Consider the following 17,563-nt stretch of genomic DNA (forward strand, 5'->3'; position numbering starts at 1 on the left):
TGTTACTGAGTTTCCTCTTCCCATTCAAAAAATAATCTGTGAAAATTGGTGTAATCTGTGTTAAAAAAGATTTCTTATGTGATTTACTTAAGCCGTTTGAACACAGTTCTTTGGTCTCCTTCCTCTAACATCTATCCAGACAAAACACCTCTATTTTTAATACACGACAGTATATAATAGTTGTTACTGAGTTTCCTCTTCCCATTCAAAAAATAATCTGTGAAAATTGGTGTAATCTGTGTTAAAAAAGATTTCTTATGTAATTTACTTAAGCCGTTTGAACACAGTTCTTTGGTCTCCTTCCTCTAACATCTATCCAGACAAAACACCTCTATTTTTATTGATGACACACAAGGAATAGTCTTTTTGTTCGGCTTAAAAAAAATAGTGCGTGTAAGAAAATGTTTTATTTCATATATTTGACGTGAATATCGTTTAAAGCGCATAACCTAAAACCAATCAATTTTGAACCCGGAAACCAACAGAAATGCAACCCGATTTAATTCTAAATTTTTTTCAAGAATAAACCGAAGGCTGAACATGCATAATTTAGGTTATTTGCCCCGATGGATCATCGTATTAATTGATCTTATGGTGCTTACCACCTCCTTTGTGTTTACTTTTCTGATCTTTAAAGGAACAGGAATGGATTATATTATTACCGACCACAGCGCAATTTTAATTGCTGGTTTTTTTGCGACTAATTTGTTTTTCTTTTGGCTTTTCAGAACCTATTCCGGGATCATTAGGCACTCTTCTAATATTGATGCGGTCAAGTTGTTATTTTCACAAATGTCCGTACTGATTGTTTTTTTTATTTTTAATTTTCTTTTCCAAATTTTTTTTAAACAAAAAGCATTCTTAAATACAGCCCTTTTTATCAATATTGTACTTTCTTTTTGTGGCCTGTTTTTATACCGAGTGGTCGTGAAGCAAACGTTTGAGTTATATTTTTCAGAAAAGAACGACAGTAAATTGATACGAACCATAATTTATGGAACCGATGCCAATGCGATTTCGGTAGCGAATGCGCTGAAATTTGAAACACCATCCCGCTTTAAAATAGTCGGGTTTGTAGATAAGAACAATCAAAACGCATCTAAGCGCATGCTGGATTTGCCTATTTTAATCCAAAAGAAAAAGTTGCCTACACTAATGCGTTCTATAGGTGCCGAAAGTGTCATTATAGCGGATAAAAGTTTGTCTAAAGAAGAACAGATTGTGATCGTAGACCAGTGTCTGGAGTATAATTATAAGGTATTTACCGTTCCGCTGATCTCCGATTGGGAAAATCAAAAGGAAATTTCCCAAAAAGTAAAAACCATACAAATTGAAGATTTGCTGGAGCGAAAACCAATAGTGCTGGACAATAAAGCCATATCGAAACAATTAAAGGATAAGGTAGTTTTGATTACTGGTGCAGCAGGTTCTATAGGAAGCGAAATCGTCCGACAAATATTGGTGTTTAATCCTAAGAAAATTATTATTCTGGATCAGGCGGAGACCCCATTGCATCATTTAAAACTGGAAACCGAAAACATCAGTACCACAGTAAAAATATGCACGGTAATTGGAGATGTCAGAAACAGACAGGCTATGGATGAAATCTTTAAAGCCTACCGTCCGCAGGTTGTTTATCATGCTGCAGCTTATAAACATGTGCCGCTGATGGAAGAAAATCCCTGTCAGGCTATATTCACCAATATTGAAGGAACTAAAATTCTGGCTGATTTGTCTTGTTTGTACAAAGTCAAAAAGTTTGTGATGGTCTCTACCGATAAAGCGGTAAACCCAAGTAATGTCATGGGAGCCAGCAAACGGATCGCCGAAAAATACGTGCAGTCCTTGCAACTCAGGGATCAGATTGAGAACGGGGAGGAAGCTACAAAGTTCATTACGACGCGTTTTGGTAATGTTTTGGGATCCAATGGATCTGTAGTGCCTTTGTTTACAAAACAAATTGCCGAAGGAGGGCCGCTGACCATCACCCACAAGGACATCATCCGTTATTTTATGACCATACCAGAGGCGTGTCAACTAGTGCTGGAAGCGGGTGCGATGGGGAACGGAGGGGAGATTTATATTTTTGACATGGGTAAACCGGTTAAAATTATTGATTTGGCTCGAAAGATGATTAAGTTAGCGGGATTTATTCCGGATAAAGACATTAAAATACAAATTGTAGGGTTGCGTCCCGGGGAAAAATTATACGAGGAATTGCTCAATGACACGTCTAAGTCGATACCCACACACCATGCTAAAATTATGATTGCGCAGGAAATTCAAGAAGAGTTTGAAGCATTACATGCAGATATTGATGAATTAATTTGTATTGCCAGCAGGTTCGGAAATAAGGCTATTGTGACGCAAATGAAAAAGATTGTGCCTGAATTTAAAAGTATGAATTCAGCGTATGAAATATTAGATAAACACGAGGAAGTTGCTGCGGTTCCTTATTTAACAGAACAATAATTATTGTGAACTTCTCAATACGCTTCGCACTCGGAGCGACGTGTTTCGAGAACCGTTTTTAATTCCAAATTTATTACTTCCCATACGATCGCCCAAAATCAAGATCACTCGTACGGATGAAAATTGCAATTAAAACAATCTTCATCCAGCGAGTTTCATATTTGACTTTATGATGTTTAAACTTTGGACTTAATTGGTTCCGAGTTGGGTATTGGATTATTTATTTTTCTTTGCTTTAATCAACAGCTCCAGCTGATCCCAAAGTGCTTCCGGTATCGCTTCTAACAGATTGAATTGTCCGGCGCCTTTCAGCCACTCACCACCATCAATCACCACCACTTCACCATTGACATACGCTGAAAAATCAGAGACCAGATAAGCCGCTAAATTAGCCAATTCCTGATGGTCTCCCACGCGTTTCAATGGCACTTTTTTTGCCATATCAAATTTCTCGGCTAAGTCACCGGGTAGTAAACGGTCCCATGCGCCTTTAGTCGGAAAAGGTCCCGGTGCAATTGCATTAGAACGGATTCCGTATTTTGCCCATTCTACAGCAAGACTGCGCGTCATTGCCAGGACACCTGCTTTTGCTGTCGCACTAGGCACCACATAAGCAGAACCGGTCCAGGCATACGTTGTTACGATGTTTAAAATGGTTGCTGATTTTTGTTTGGTGTCAATCCAATGTTTCCCAAAAGCAAGGGTGCAGTTTTTTGTCCCTTTCAAAACAATATCAATCACGGTGTCAAAAGCATTAGCAGAGAGTCTTTCTGTGGGGGAAATGAAATTTCCGGCGGCGTTATTAAGCAGGACATCCACTTTGCCAAAAGTGTTCAAAACCTCTTGCAGCATGTTTTCGACTTCACTATAATGACGTACGTCACATTGAATAGGAAGGCAGGTTCCGCCAGTTAGCGTTTCCAGCTCCGCAGCGGTTTTTTTTAGTTTTTCTAAATCCCTGGAGGTGATGGCGACTTGCGCACCTAATTCCAAGAAATAGTGAGTCATCGCTTTTCCTAAACCACTTCCGCCTCCGGTGACTACAATCACTTTGCCTTTAAGAGCATCGTCCCGTAACATTTTATCTGTATAACTCATGTTTTTTATGTTTTAATGGTAAATATAGCAAAATTAAATAGTATGCATGCATAATAAAATAATAATATATTGAAACGATTTGCTAAAGGATGAATCCATTACACGACGATTCAACAGTTTCTCCCGCGTGTGTGTTGTAATCATTTTTGTTTTTGGAGTGCATGCTTTTTCTATAATCGCCCAATTTGGGGTGTAATGATCGCGTACTATGGGAACTTCATAACAATAAATATACTCGTGCTGCTATTTGGAAGTTTACTCCTAAAAAAAATCATTAATTCTAATCATAAAAATAGGGTTTTATAATTAGAATTAATGATTAGAGGTGTTGTTTTATTAAGTCCAACAATTCAGCGTATTCTGTTGTTTTATTGAATTGTAACTTTGTTAACGGATCTGGTTTACCTTTTTAGTAAAAGAAAAAGAAGTTTGAATTTACATTTTGTGGATGATAAAAATAGTCGGTCGTTTGTGCAAGTCGATGGCTTCTTTTTTCCAGGCCGCAATTTTCTTAGTCTTGATATATTCGGTCGGTAAAGTGATATCCGCAGCAATGCACAAGTGTGTTTCGGGATGCAGTGTTTGTACTAAATCTTCCAATAATTTGTTGTTGCGATACGGCGTTTCTATGAAAATCTGAGATTGATTTTTTTCAAAAGAAACTCTTTCCAAGGTTTTGAAACTGGCTTTTTTTTCGTCTTTTTCAATAGGCAAATAGCCATGAAACGTAAAGCTTTGTCCGTTCATTCCGGAAGCCATCATGGCCAAAAGGATGGAAGAAGGACCAACCAAAGGAACAACCTGAATGCCTTTTTCATGGGCTAATTTGACAATCACAGCACCAGGATCAGCCACTCCGGGACAGCCTGCTTCGCTCATTAAGCCCATATTTTGCCCTTCCAGCAATGGTTGTATAAAGTCTAAATGTTCTTTGGTTTCAGTGTGTTTGTTCAAAACAAAAAGTTTTAACTCGGATTGTTTCTTCTCAGGACTAACACCTTTGATCGATTTGCGAGCTGTTTTGTCGTTTTCTACAATATAATAATCAAGGAGGTCAATACTTCTTTTTATGGTTTGCGGCAAAACATCCATAGGATCGCAATCGCCCATTGTGGTAGGGATTAAATAGAGTTTTCCTAAAACAGCGTTTGGTTTCATAGGTGTAATTTATGTTCCTTAAAATGGTGTGTTTATAGTTTAGTATGGTCAGTATATTGTTAGGATATCCAAAATAATTTGATCCGAAAAAACTAGGTGTGTTTGGCGATTAGCTTTTGTGCAAGAACCGTACACGCTTCATCCAGCATGTTGTACACAATTTCAAATCCATTAGGCAAACCAAAATATGGATCAGGAACATCTACTTTTTCGTTTGGAAATAAGTCATTCAAAATCAGTTGTACTTTTTCTATTTGTTCCGGGTGCTCCGCAAGCTGCACGACATCCTCATAATTGGAATTATCCATGACATAGATATAATCAAATGTGTCGAAATCAGCACTACTGAATTGCCTCCCTTTTTGATTTGAAATGCTAATTTTGTTTTTTTTTGCAACAGCAATAGAGCGTTCGTCCGGCGAATGGCCAATGTGCCAGGATCCAGTTCCTGCCGAATCCACTGAGAATTTGTTCTTTGGAAGCTTAGAAGCTAATAGGCCTTCAGCCAATGGGGAACGACAAATGTTTCCCAAACAAACCATTAAAATTTTTATGGACATAAGGTGTCTATAGCGTTAATTTTTTATTGATATCTTCCACAAATTTTTTGAATTGCTTGTCCGTAGCCACTAAATTATCAACGGTTTTGCAAGCGTGTAATACTGTAGCATGATCGCGATCTCCAATTTGGGAACCAATATTTGCCAAAGAGGCTTTTGTGAATTTCTTTGCAAAAAACATCGCCAATTGTCGGGCTTGCACGACGTGTCTTTTTCTGGTTTTGGATTGCAGTGTTTCTAAATCCAGCTGGAAATACTCCGAAACAATTTTTTGAATGTAATCAATAGAAATTTCTCGTTTTACATTTTTTACAAATTTTTCAACGACACTTTTAGCCAGTTCCAGCGTTACTTCTTTTTTATTAAAAGACGACTGTGCAATCAATGATATAATGGCTCCTTCTAATTCCCTTACATTCGATTTGATATTACGCGCTACGTATTCGATGATTTCGTCCGGAATTTCAACGCCGTCTCTGTACAATATGTTTTTTAGGATGGAAATTCTGGTTTCATAATCCGGTTGGTGCAATTCAGCACTCAATCCCCATTTGAAACGCGAAAGTAACCGTTGTTCAATATCTTGCATGTCAACAGGCGCCTTGTCCGAAGTTAGGATGACCTGTTTGCCGTTTTGATGTAAATAGTTGAATATGTGAAAAAACACATCCTGAGTTCCTGACTTTCCGGAAAGAAATTGCACGTCATCAATAATTAAAACATCAATTAATTGATAGAAATGGATGAAATCATTTCGGTTATTTTTCTTAACCGAGTCGATGTATTGTTGGGTAAAAATTTCAGCCGAAATGTATAAAACGGTTTTTTCAGGGTATTTGTCTTTTATTTCTACCCCAATGGCATGCGCCAAATGCGTTTTTCCAAGACCAACACCACCAAAAATCAATAACGGATTGAACGAAGTTCCACCCGGTTTATTGGCAACAGCCATACCTGCAGAACGAGCCAATCGATTTGAATCCCCTTCTAAAAAGTTGTCAAAACTATAATTTGCATTCAGCTGTGATTCGATTTTTAAATTTCGGATGCCTGGAATTACAAATGGATTTCTTAATTCGGGGTTTAAGTTTTTAAAAGGAGCATCTACTTCTTGCGGCTTCATAGGAACTCTATTGGCGCTTGGCAACTGTTCCGTAAACGGTTGTTTATTGCCGTAAGTGTTTTCCATTCTGATTTTATAAAGTAACTTAGCATTTTTTCCAAGTTCTTTAGTAAGGGCCACTTTTAACAATTTTACATAGTGCTCCTCGAGCCATTCGTAGAAAAATTTACTAGGTACCTGAATATATAATGCGTTATCGGTAAGTTCAACTGATTTGATTGGTTCGAACCAAGTTTTGTACGCTTGGTCTTGGATGTTGTCTTTTATGAAAGACAAACAGTTTTCCCATACTGATTGAGCAGTTTTGTTCATATATTCTATTAAATTATTTTTAATTGGTAATTTTTATCTTACTAAAAAAAAGAGGTTGTGTGATTATTTATTGGGGTAACAAATATGTGAACAAATTTCTGTAAAAAAAAATATATAGGGCACTAATTTCCCGAATTATTGTTGTAAGGCGCTTTTTTAAATTTAAATTTTTTTAATACATAAGTAATGAAAGATCATCAAATAGAAGTTCGGGTGCGATACTCGGAAACGGACCAAATGGGAGTTGTATACCATGGGAATTACATTCCTTATTTTGAGATAGGAAGGGTGGAATGGCTTAGAAACAAAGGGATCTCTTATAAAAATATGGAGCAAAGCGGAATTGCGCTGCCTATTGTTTCTATGAATATTAATTATAAAAAATCAGCGCGCTATGATGAGTTGTTAACGGTTCATACGATTTTCAAAAGCCAGACTTCGGTGAAGATAGAATTTGATTGTGCTATTTATAATGAATCTGATGAGTTATTAACAACGGCTCAATTTATTTTGGTTTTTGTCTCCTTAAAAACAGGTCGTCCAATGGCTCCTCCAGCGTATATTTTAGAATTGTTAAAAACAATCGAATAAAGTACAAAAGAAGCAATATTGAATGGGAATTAGAGTCGTTTTATACCGATTTCAAACATCGAATTGAAAGTGTCGAATAGTTTTTCGGCATTTTTTTTTCGGGTTTTTAGCTCGATTTTACCTATCGGAAGGGTAGTAATCGCACTTATTTCCATTTCCTGAGATACAATTTCCAATTTTTGTTCCTTGATGACCCGCATTACTTTATTCATATTTTGGTACTCAAAGGCGAGGCTAAAATGACAATCGATTGTTTTCTCTATAATGGCACAGCTTTCCAGAATCAGTTGTGCCGTGGTTTTATAGGCAGTAATCAAGCCGCCAACGCCTAACTTTACGCCGCCAAAAACCCGAACTACGACTAGCAGGATATTAGTGACTGAAAACGACTGAATTTGTCCGTAAATAGGCATACCGGCACTATGGCTTGGTTCTCCGTCATCGTTTGCTCTATAGGCCACTGTGCTGGTGCCAATTTGATAGGCATAGCAAAAATGTCCTGCATGAGGATGTTGCTTCCGCAAAATATCGATGAGCGGCTTTACTTCGTCCTCCGATTGAATGGGATAGGCATAGCCAAAAAATTTGCTGTTTTTTTCTTTGAATAGCAGTTCCTCTGAAGAAAATGCAATGGTGTTGTATGTGTCTTTCAATTGAAATTAAAAAAAGGAGTGAAATTTGAAATTTGATATGACTTGAAGCGGTTCTTTCAAATTATTTTTTTGTCCAGTAAATGGATGACATCTTCTGTGCCTACTTGTAAATTCCAAACTTCAAATCCCAATGCGAGTGCGACATCTGTATTTTCTTTTTTATCATCGACAAATAACGTTCGCTTGGGCGCTAATTCATGGTTGCTTATCAAATGATGAAAAGCGTCAGGATTTGGTTTTCTTAAGCCTAGCTCAAATGAAAAATAGACTTTCTCAAAGCATTGGTAAAAATCCCTGTAAAAAGAAATCCCGTTTTTGCGTTCGAACGTTTCTATATGAATAGCATCCGTATTGGATAATAAAAACAAGCGGTATTTTTGCGAAAGCATTTGCAGGAATTCCAATCGATACAACGGGAAATCGAGGAGTATGGCATTCCAAGCGGCTAGAATTTCTTTGGTGGTGGCATTTGGAAGATGTTTTTGAATGCCCAAAAGGAAATTTTCACGGGAAATTTTTCCGGTTTCAAACTGGATGTTCAAATGGTCTAAATCAGCATTCCATTCCTTCAGGCCTAATTTCTGGAACGCAGTAACGGTGGCTTGTTTGTCTAAGTTGATAAAAACATCTCCAAAATCAAAAATGATAGTGTTAATCATGGTTTCTGTGAATTAGAAGTTCGTCTGAACCTATGCATTGTTTTGTGAACTGTTTTTGAACAAGAATAGGCGCCTTGATTCCAGTTTTAAATTGGATATTTCCAACAAATATTCGAGCTTCGTCCCAAAGATTAGCATCGATAAAAGTTTGCAGCGTTTGCCTTCCGCCTTCAATGATAACGGATTGAATTTGATGTTTGTACAGGGATTGAACCAAGTGTTCAGCTGTGTTTTTTTCAAAATCGATGCACTCAAAGATAGTATTTTCTTTTTCAACACCCGTTTTAAATCCGGAAAAAAGGATAGTTTTAACGTGATTGTCAAAGATGTGACTGTCTTTTGGGATGCGGTTCTTTTGATCTAAAACCACCCGAATGGGATTGTTTCCATACCAATCGCGCGCATTGAGTTTTGGGTTATCATCAATAACAGTTTGTGTTCCCACCAGTATGGCTTGCTCCTCGGTGCGCCATTTATGAACCAGTTGTCTGGAATAAATAGTGGTGATCCAGACCGGTTTTTTTTCTGATTTTTCTTTTGGCGCAATAAAACTATCTTGACTTTGTGCCCATTTCAAGATAATATACGGTCTTTTCTTTTTGTGAAAGGTAAAAAACCTTTTGTTGAGCTCCTGGCATTCGTCTTCCAGAACGCCTAGGGTTACGTGTACTCCGGCTTCCATGAGCTTTTTGATTCCGTTTCCTGCCACTTTTATATTGGGGTCAACAGTGCCTATAACTACATTTGGAATTTTATTTTTGATAATCAAATCACAACAGGGCGGTGTTTTGCCAAAATGACTGCAGGGCTCTAAACTCACGTAAATAGTTGCTTTATTCAGCAGCGATTTGTCTTTTACGGAATTTATTGCAAGGACTTCTGCGTGCGGTTCTCCTGCTTTTTGATGCCAGCCTTCGCCAATGATGTTGCCGTCACAAACAATTACACTGCCTACTAACGGATTTGGATAGGTGGTTCCCAGACCATTTTTGGCCAGCTCGACGCACCGTTTGATGTATTTTTCATGTATTTTCACTCTACAAAAGTAGTGATTTTTGCGTGTAGCCCCAATCAGGTACCCAAACTTGGGATTGAGGCAGGATTAGTTTTAAAAACTTTAGAGAATAACAACAAACAATTGATACTTTTGTGGCTAAAATTAGTTTCTGAAAAAAAATGGAAAAGTACCGCATTAGAAAAATAAAAAAAGAAGACAATCTCGCAGTTGCAGCATTGATACGAGCAGTTTTTGACGAATTAAAGATTCCAAAAGTAGGAACGGCGTATGAAGATCCGTATTTGGATTTAATGTATGAGGAGTATAATAAGCCAAAATCAGTTTATTATGTGGTGGAAAAGGATGGGAAAATTATAGGTTCTGCCGGGGTTGCCCCACTTGAAAATGAAGCAGAAACCATTTGTGAACTTCAAAAAATGTATTTCCTGCCGGAAACCAGAGGTCTTGGACTTGGAAGTCAGATGATGGCTCAGTGTTTAGAAAGTGCCAAGGATTTTGGTTTTGAAAATTGTTATCTTGAAACCATGCCATTTATGCTTGATGCCCAGAAACTGTATAAGAAAGTAGGTTTTGAATACCTTGAGTCGCCCATGGGAAGCACTGGTCATACCAGTTGTCCGATATGGATGCTCAAAAAATTATAAATCATGAATTTTAAATGAAAAACAGTTCCGTTAAAATTAGAGATTACAGAACCCAATTTATTCAAGAACTGACTCCAATTTATGATGCCGGAGAAGCAGAGAGTTTTTTCTATTTAATAGCAGAAGAAAAGCATCAACTGAAAAGAATAGATCTGGCCTTGCATCCTGATTTGGTTTTTTCGGAAACGGAAAGGGTAGTTTGGAATTCGATTTTGGCACAATTAAAACAGGAAATCCCGATACAATATCTTTTAGGCAAAACGAGTTTTTACGGATTGGATTTTGAAGTCAATGAAAATGTATTGATTCCAAGACCCGAAACCGAAGAACTAGTCGCATGGATTATTAGAAATAATTTAAAGATTGAAAAATTCAAAGATTTAAAGATTCTTGACATAGGCACGGGAAGTGGTTGTATTGCTGTTTCATTGGCAAAACACATTCCGAATGCGCAGGTTTTTGCAATTGATGTGTCTGAAAAAGCGTTGGCTACAGCCCACAATAACGCCCACAATAATGCTGTAAATATTACTTTTATCAAGCAGAACATTCTTGAAACTGAAGATTTACTTCAGGAATTTGATGTTATTGTTTCTAACCCGCCGTATGTTCGCAATTTAGAAAAAGAGGAAATTAAGAAAAATGTATTGGACTATGAACCGCATCTGGCACTTTTTGTAGAAGATAATGACGCATTGATTTTTTATAAAAAAATAGCCAAACTGGCTCAAAAAAATCTGCTGCCAAACGGAAAGTTGTATTTTGAAATTAATCAGTATTTAGGCAAAGAAATGGTCGATTTACTCGAAAAAATGAATTTCAAAAACATCGAATTACGAAAAGATATTTACGGGAATGACCGGATGATTAAAGGAGAAATAAGTAATTAGTATTTATAAGTTGAAAACGGATCAGTTTTTCAAAAGTTTTAGAGACTGACCACTGTAATCTACTCATAACGCAAGGCTTCAATGGGATCCAGGACCGCCGCTTTGATTGCGGGATATAAACCGGAAGCAATCGCTACAATGAAACTGGTAATAAAAGCCGCCATGATAGCGCCCCACGGAATTACAAAGGCAAAGTCCATGGCTGTGGCAATACCAAATCCGATTAGGATTCCAAAAATAATGCCTACTAATCCGCCCATTTGGCCTATCAGTAATGTTTCTATAAAAAACTGAATGGCGATTGTCGTTTTCTTGGCTCCCAAGGCTTTACGGACTCCAATTTCCCGGGTGCGTTCCGTAACGGAGACGATCATGATATTCATCAGGGCTATCGAAGATCCCAGCACGGTGATGATGCCTATAAGCCAGGATGCCAGTCCCAGGTATTTTGTGATTCCTAAAATTCGGTTGATCAAGTCATCGCTGCGCACGACGCCAAAATTACTGTCTTCTACGGGACTCAATTTACGAACCCGGCGCATCGTACTTGTGGCGTTGTCCAAGGCTTGTTCCAGTAATTCTTTTTTGCCCACCATGACACTCACTGTATAATTGATGTTGGGTGCCGTAAACAAGGAGCGCGCTAGTTGAATTGGAATCAAAACCCGTAAATCCTGACTGTTCCCAAACGTGGATCCTTTCTCTTTCAAAACTCCGATGACCTTAAATTTAGCTCCTCGGATGGATATTGTTTTATCAATGGGATTTACGTCTTTCAGCAATCCTTTTTCAAAATCAGACCCTACAACACATACATACGCATTGTTGTCAATGTCAAATCCTGTAAAATTGCGACCGGAACTGGTTGCTAATCCGGAATTCGTTATGAAAAATTCGTCAACTCCGAGGATCGCATTTTCGGGATCCGTTTTTGTTGCCTCATATTTTACTTCGGCGGCAGATGTCGCGGTAAATGAAAGCGACGTTTCTGTAAATGGGTAGTTGTATTTTTTCTTGAAAGCCACAGCCTCCGGATAAGAAATGATGGGATTAATGATTTCTCGCTCGTCCCCGCCACGATTTCGAGTGGTGTTTTCGTACTGTTTAATGTTGAAGGTATTGGCTCCCATGGAGGCAAAATCTGAGGAAATAGTGTTTTCAAGTGCCGAAACAACCGTAAGAATACTGACTAAAGCCGTGATCCCAATAGCGATAATCATCACCGTAAGCACCGTTCGCAACAATTGCGTTCGGATGGAACCAAATGCAATCCGAATATTTTCTTTGAATAATTTTAACATCATATACGTTTGACACGAAATTACAATTTTTGTTACAAATTAAGCTTTCGAAGACAGAATATTTATTTTGAATCAATATATTTGGTGTGAGAAAAATTTAAATTTCCATTTTTAGGAAATATATTTTTTTGAAATTTTTAATTTATAATTATTTGAAATGAATAATATTTTTTTCGCCTTTTTCTGTATTCTTTTTTGTAGCAATATTGGTCACTCCCAGAATTTTAAAATCACTAAAATGATTGCTGATAAAACAACAAAAGTACCTTTAGAAAACGTTAGTATATATAATGATAAAGATAATTCTACAACAAATCAAGAAGGATTATTTGTATTTATTTCTGGCCGTAATGAAATTAATTTTAATTTGCTGGGCTATAATTCTCTGAAAACTACTTTTGAAAGAATAGAAAGGCACGACACCATTTTTATGGAAGCCAAAGCGTTTGAACTAAAGGAGGTTGTTGTGGCTAATAATGAATCGTTTATCAAAAAAGTATATGATAAAATGGTCGACAATTATAGTGCAAAGTATACTTCAAACTTCTTTTTAAGAAATGTACTCAAAAAAGGCAACAGCATCGTCGTGTTGCAGGATATTCACGCCAAAAGAGGTAAAAATTCATTTCCCAAAAATTTTAGTGAGATCGAAGTTTTAAATATGAGGAAAACTAGTTTTTTTGAAAAAAAGAAGCAGATTGATTTTGCCTTTCCAGATTTTACAGAGTTTTTTGGTGGATTCTATCCAGCGTTGGATCAAAATATTTTTACCGAGGTGGATTATAATGATTTTGATTTTAGAAAATTTTTATTTGAAGCCAAACAAAAAAATGTTTGGGGGCAAATTAGTAAAGGGTATTTTATTATTAATAGAAATGATTACGCAATTGTCGAATTTTTTGTATCAATGTATGATAATCCTGAAGTAATACCTTTTAAGAAATTTAAGCTTTCAAGTACGCAATATAGGACCACACGATACGAAAAACTCGTCACCTACAATAAAAACAGTACAGTAAATAAATACTATCTCAATTTAGCAAAACTGAATGCACAGGTAGAAGTATTAGCTGATAAAAATAGCGATGGGTCATTTAAATACAACTTAACAATGGATTATTTTACAACCAATTCTGTTACTAATGAAAAAGTAGAATCCAATTTTGCTGTTGATAAAGATGTTTTTAAAGCTAAATTTCCTTATTCGGCAACCTTTTGGAACACTCAAAATCAACTGCCTTTAACGAATGAGCTTAAAGATTTTTTGAAACGAGTTTCTGATAACAAAGACCAAAAGAAGGAATTTGAGATAATTGGAAATTTCTAATTTTTTTTATTTAAAAATCAAGATATTTGCAGAGAGAATTAGGATTTTCAATGTAGCCATTACGATTTTGAAGAAATCGATTTTGTTTTTTGTAATTCGTATTTCGTAATTTGTAATTAATTAAAATGGCATCAAAACCTAGTATTCCAAAAGGAACCAGAGATTTCTCACCAACCGAGGTGGCAAAACGGCACTATATCATCCAAATCATAAAAAACAATTTCGAGAAATTTGGTTTTCAACCCATAGAAACCCCTTCATTTGAAAATTCCGAAACCCTAATGGGAAAATACGGAGAAGAAGGCGACCGTTTGATTTTTAAGATTTTGAATTCCGGAGACTATTTGGCGAAAGCCAATGCCACGCATCTCGAAAATAAAGACAGTACAAAACTGACAGCGAGCATTTCGGAGAAAGCGTTGCGGTATGACTTAACCGTTCCATTTGCCCGGTATGTGGTACAGCACCAAAACGAGATTGAATTCCCGTTCAAAAGATACCAAATCCAACCCGTTTGGAGAGCGGATCGCCCCCAAAAAGGCCGTTTCAGAGAGTTTTTTCAATGTGATGCGGATGTGGTAGGGTCTAAATCATTGTGGCAAGAAGTAGAATTAGTGCAATTATATGACACTGTTTTTTCAGCTTTGGGATTAGAAGGGGTAACCATCAAAATCAATAATCGAAAAATATTATCCGGAATTGCAGACGTGATTGGAGCATCGGATAAACTGATCGATTTCACAGTGGCACTCGATAAACTGGACAAAATTGGCGAAGACGGGGTCAAAAAAGAAATGATGGAGAAAGGAATTTCAGCAGCAGCAATTCTGAAAGTCCAGCCGTTATTCCATTTTACAGGAACCATTTCTGAAAAAATAAGCCAACTTTCAGTCTTGCTTGCTGAGTCAGAGGAAGGAATGAAAGGCGTGGAAGAATTGCGTTTCATTTGTGATAATGTGATGAAATTAGGTTTGAGCAATTCGACTTTAGACCTGGATGTAACTCTGGCTAGGGGATTGAATTATTATACCGGTGCCATTTTTGAAGTGGCGCCGCCAAAAGCTGTTGCAATGGGCTCCATTGGCGGCGGCGGACGATACGATGATTTGACCGGAATTTTTGGATTGAAAAACATGAGTGGTGTGGGGGTTTCTTTTGGACTGGACCGCATTTACCTGGTGATTGAAGAATTGAATTTGTTTCCGGAAACCGTAACAGCAACTTCAAAAGCATTGTTTATTAATTATGGTGATGCTGAAGCTTTTTATGGATTGCAAGCCATTCAGAAGCTTAGAGCTGCAGGAATTAAAGTGGAATTGTATCCGGATAATGCTAAAGTGGCCAAGCAGTTTCAGCATGCGGACAAACGAGGAATTCCTTTTGCCGTAATTGCAGGAGAACAGGAAATAGCGTCGGATACGTTTGTGCTCAAAAATTTAATATCGGGGGAACAGCGTACAGTGGATTTTGAGAGTCTAAAACAAGATTTATTACGGTCTTAATTTAAACACATAAAAAAAGCTCCGTTTTAGTACACGAAGCTTTTTTTTACTATTAGGTAATGGTGAATTAATAATTGTTTAGAATAAAATCGTGAGTTTTTACTTTCTAAAAGTGTTCTAAATAAAAAATTTTAACAAAGCTAAAGAAACAATAGCAAGATAATCTTAAAATAATCTTAAAATTTTGAGTACTCAGGTGTTATATTGAAAAGAAAAGCGAAATCAATAAAAAGATGACAATTTGACATTTTAAAAGAATTGGCAGTACTTTTGCAATCCCAAAAAGAATAAAAATGAAGTTTAAGAATATTTTTAAAAATACGAGTACTATGACTACCGAAAATACAGAAATCGATCAAGAATTAGAGGAGGTGACATTAGAAAATAATGCCAATGAAGAGCAAATCATTGTTGAGGAATTAAGTGTAGAAGAGCAATTAACGCAAGACTTAGCTAAAGAGAAAGATAAATATTTACGCTTATTTGCTGAATTTGAAAATTACAAACGCAGAACAACCAAAGAGCGTATTGAATTATTCAAAACGGCTAATCAAGAAGTGTTATTAGCGATGCTGCCTGTATTGGATGATTTTGACAGGGCTTTGGTTGAAATAAACAAATCGGATGACGAATTGTTGACAAAGGGAGTGGAGCTTATTCATGAGAAATTAAAAAGCACTTTGATTTCTAAAGGATTAGAGCAAGTTGAGGTTAAAGCTGGAGATGTTTTTGATGCGGATTTTGCAGAGGCAATTACTCAGATTCCAGCTCCAAAGATGAAGGGGAAAATTGTTGATGTTCTTGAAAAAGGATATAAATTAGGAGACAAGATCATTCGTTTTCCAAAAGTGGTTATCGGTCAGTAGAGATGCGATTTATTGCGTCTTAATTAAATAGACAAAGACGAGATACATTGCGTCTGTACTGTATAAAAAAATAAAAATGAAAAAAGATTTTTACGAAATATTAGGCATTTCCAAAAGTGCTGATGCTGCTGAAATTAAAAAAGCATATAGAAAAAACGCTTTACAGTACCATCCTGACAAAAATCCCGGAGACAAATCGGCAGAAGATAAATTCAAACTAGCTGCTGAAGCTTACGAAGTATTGAGCGACCCTCAGAAAAAAGCCAAATACGACCAATACGGCCATCAAGCTTTTGATGGATCGGGTGGTTTCAGTGGCGGAGGTGGTCACGGAGGTATGAATATGGATGATATTTTCAGTCAGTTTGGGGATATTTTTGGTGGCGGTTTTGGTGGTTTCAACAGTGGTGGAGGCGGTGTTCGTCGCGCTAAAGGAAGCAACCTGCGCATCAAAGTAAAATTGACGTTGGAAGAAATTGCCAACGGCGTGGAGAAAAAAGTAAAAGTAAAACGTAAAGTTCAGGCCCCTGGAGTTAGTTATAAAACGTGTTCAACCTGTAACGGTCAAGGACAAGTAATGCGGGTTACGAATACCATTTTGGGCAGAATGCAATCGGCTTCTACCTGTCCTACCTGTGGTGGTTCCGGACAAATTTTAGATAAAAAACCAGCCGAAGCAGACGCACAAGGAATGATTCTTGAAGATGAAACGGTTTCTATAAAAATACCTGCGGGTGTGGTAGACGGCATGCAATTGAAAGTGTCTAATAAAGGGAACGATGCTCCGGGAAACAGTATTCCGGGAGATTTAATTGTGGCAATTGAAGAGTTAGAGCATGAATTCTTGAAACGCGAAGGAGAGAATTTACACTACGATTTATACATTAGTTTTGCAGAAGCGGTTCTAGGAATTTCCAAAGACATTGAAGCTATAAACGGAAAAGTGAGAATCAAACTAGAAGAAGGAATCCAATCCGGTAAAATTTTGAGATTAAAAGGAAAAGGAATTCCGAGTATCAATGGGTATGGAAACGGTGATTTACTGGTTCATGTCAATGTTTGGACGCCAAAAACGCTGGATAAAGATCAAAAACAGTTTTTCGAAAAAAATCTTACGGATGAGAATTTTATTCCAAATCCGGAAAAATCAGACAAATCCTTTTTTGAGAAAGTAAAAGACATGTTTTCATAAAAAAAAAGTTAGACTCGAGTTATCGATTCGATAAAAAAAATACATTACCCATCCTTGTTATAATAAGGATGGGTTTTTTATGAAATCACCATTAACAATTTGTTTGCATACAAACAGCAATAAATACAAAGCGATAACATAGATGACCGCTGAATATTAAATGCTACATATAGGAAACAATTCTTAGTATTTTGGTA

At 36.9% G+C, this 17,563-nt stretch carries 16 protein-coding genes; 8 read left to right on the forward strand and 8 right to left on the reverse strand.

Annotated features, from left to right (window positions below):
* Positions 1-540 precede the first annotated feature (540 nt).
* The gene (locus EKM03_RS06140) at positions 541-2,472 is read left to right on the forward strand and encodes a nucleoside-diphosphate sugar epimerase/dehydratase (protein ID WP_126740030.1); all 1,932 of its coding nucleotides are present in this window, start codon (positions 541-543) and stop codon (positions 2,470-2,472) included.
* A 216-nt stretch (positions 2,473-2,688) separates the two neighbouring features.
* On the opposite strand, the gene EKM03_RS06145 is transcribed toward EKM03_RS06140, so the two are convergent.
* From EKM03_RS06145 to dnaA, 4 genes are all read right to left on the reverse strand, one after another.
* Complete coding sequence (locus EKM03_RS06145) at positions 2,689-3,570, reverse strand: SDR family oxidoreductase (RefSeq protein ID WP_126461240.1); 882 nt, start codon at positions 3,568-3,570, stop codon at positions 2,689-2,691.
* A 435-nt stretch (positions 3,571-4,005) separates the two neighbouring features.
* Complete coding sequence (locus EKM03_RS06150; RefSeq protein ID WP_126564285.1) at positions 4,006-4,728, reverse strand: SAM-dependent methyltransferase; 723 nt, start codon at positions 4,726-4,728, stop codon at positions 4,006-4,008.
* Between the two features lie 92 nt (positions 4,729-4,820).
* Positions 4,821-5,288 carry a low molecular weight protein-tyrosine-phosphatase gene (locus EKM03_RS06155; protein WP_126740031.1) on the reverse strand — a complete coding sequence of 156 codons (468 nt, stop codon included), beginning with the start codon at positions 5,286-5,288 and terminating at the stop codon, positions 4,821-4,823.
* A gap of 7 nt (positions 5,289-5,295) precedes the next feature.
* Positions 5,296-6,723, reverse strand: a complete 1,428-nt coding sequence (dnaA, locus tag EKM03_RS06160; RefSeq protein ID WP_126461231.1) for a chromosomal replication initiator protein DnaA — start codon at positions 6,721-6,723, stop codon at positions 5,296-5,298.
* Positions 6,724-6,909: 186 nt separating this feature from the next.
* Between dnaA and EKM03_RS06165 the strand changes: the two genes are divergently transcribed.
* Positions 6,910-7,314 carry a thioesterase family protein gene (locus EKM03_RS06165; protein WP_126461228.1) on the forward strand — a complete coding sequence of 135 codons (405 nt, stop codon included), beginning with the start codon at positions 6,910-6,912 and terminating at the stop codon, positions 7,312-7,314.
* Between the two features lie 29 nt (positions 7,315-7,343).
* Here the strand turns inward: EKM03_RS06165 and EKM03_RS06170 are convergent, their stop codons facing one another.
* The 3 genes from EKM03_RS06170 to ribD are packed head-to-tail and all read right to left on the reverse strand — an operon-like array spanning position 7,344 to position 9,662.
* Complete coding sequence (locus tag EKM03_RS06170) at positions 7,344-7,967, reverse strand: YigZ family protein (RefSeq protein ID WP_126561824.1); 624 nt, start codon at positions 7,965-7,967, stop codon at positions 7,344-7,346.
* Between the two features lie 56 nt (positions 7,968-8,023).
* Positions 8,024-8,626, reverse strand: coding sequence for an HAD family phosphatase (locus EKM03_RS06175; protein ID WP_126461222.1), 603 nt, complete (start codon positions 8,624-8,626; stop codon positions 8,024-8,026).
* Positions 8,619-9,662 (reverse strand): bifunctional diaminohydroxyphosphoribosylaminopyrimidine deaminase/5-amino-6-(5-phosphoribosylamino)uracil reductase RibD, encoded by a 1,044-nt coding sequence (gene ribD / locus EKM03_RS06180; RefSeq protein WP_126564284.1) that lies wholly within the window; start codon positions 9,660-9,662, stop codon positions 8,619-8,621. The genes EKM03_RS06175 and ribD overlap by 8 nt, the downstream gene beginning before the upstream one ends.
* 140 nt (positions 9,663-9,802) lie before the next feature.
* Here ribD and EKM03_RS06185 point away from each other — a divergent pair, with 140 nt between their 5' ends.
* Together EKM03_RS06185 and prmC are read left to right on the forward strand one after the other, a co-directional pair.
* Entirely contained in the window at positions 9,803-10,288 is a 486-nt protein-coding gene (locus EKM03_RS06185) for a GNAT family N-acetyltransferase (RefSeq protein WP_126461216.1), read from the forward strand.
* A gap of 14 nt (positions 10,289-10,302) precedes the next feature.
* Complete coding sequence (prmC, locus tag EKM03_RS06190) at positions 10,303-11,178, forward strand: peptide chain release factor N(5)-glutamine methyltransferase (RefSeq protein ID WP_126564283.1); 876 nt, start codon at positions 10,303-10,305, stop codon at positions 11,176-11,178.
* A gap of 59 nt (positions 11,179-11,237) precedes the next feature.
* Here the strand turns inward: prmC and EKM03_RS06195 are convergent, their stop codons facing one another.
* On the reverse strand, positions 11,238-12,482 hold the full coding sequence (locus EKM03_RS06195) for an ABC transporter permease (RefSeq protein ID WP_199740681.1): 1,245 nt from the start codon (positions 12,480-12,482) through the stop codon (positions 11,238-11,240).
* 154 nt (positions 12,483-12,636) lie between these two features.
* On the opposite strand from EKM03_RS06195, the gene EKM03_RS06200 reads away from it, so the two are divergent.
* The 4 genes from EKM03_RS06200 (at position 12,637) to dnaJ (ending at position 17,366) form a co-directional block, all read left to right on the forward strand.
* Positions 12,637-13,806 carry a hypothetical protein gene (locus tag EKM03_RS06200; protein ID WP_126740032.1) on the forward strand — a complete coding sequence of 390 codons (1,170 nt, stop codon included), beginning with the start codon at positions 12,637-12,639 and terminating at the stop codon, positions 13,804-13,806.
* A gap of 125 nt (positions 13,807-13,931) precedes the next feature.
* Positions 13,932-15,308, forward strand: a complete 1,377-nt coding sequence (gene hisS, locus EKM03_RS06205; protein WP_126740033.1) for a histidine--tRNA ligase — start codon at positions 13,932-13,934, stop codon at positions 15,306-15,308.
* A gap of 293 nt (positions 15,309-15,601) precedes the next feature.
* Complete coding sequence (locus EKM03_RS06210; protein ID WP_126461203.1) at positions 15,602-16,174, forward strand: nucleotide exchange factor GrpE; 573 nt, start codon at positions 15,602-15,604, stop codon at positions 16,172-16,174.
* A gap of 76 nt (positions 16,175-16,250) precedes the next feature.
* Positions 16,251-17,366, forward strand: a complete 1,116-nt coding sequence (gene dnaJ / locus EKM03_RS06215) for a molecular chaperone DnaJ (RefSeq protein WP_126453722.1) — start codon at positions 16,251-16,253, stop codon at positions 17,364-17,366.
* Positions 17,367-17,563 lie beyond the last annotated feature (197 nt).

Origin of the sequence: Flavobacterium sp. GSP6 (assembly GCF_003984855.1) — a bacterium.
GTDB lineage: Bacteria > Bacteroidota > Bacteroidia > Flavobacteriales > Flavobacteriaceae > Flavobacterium.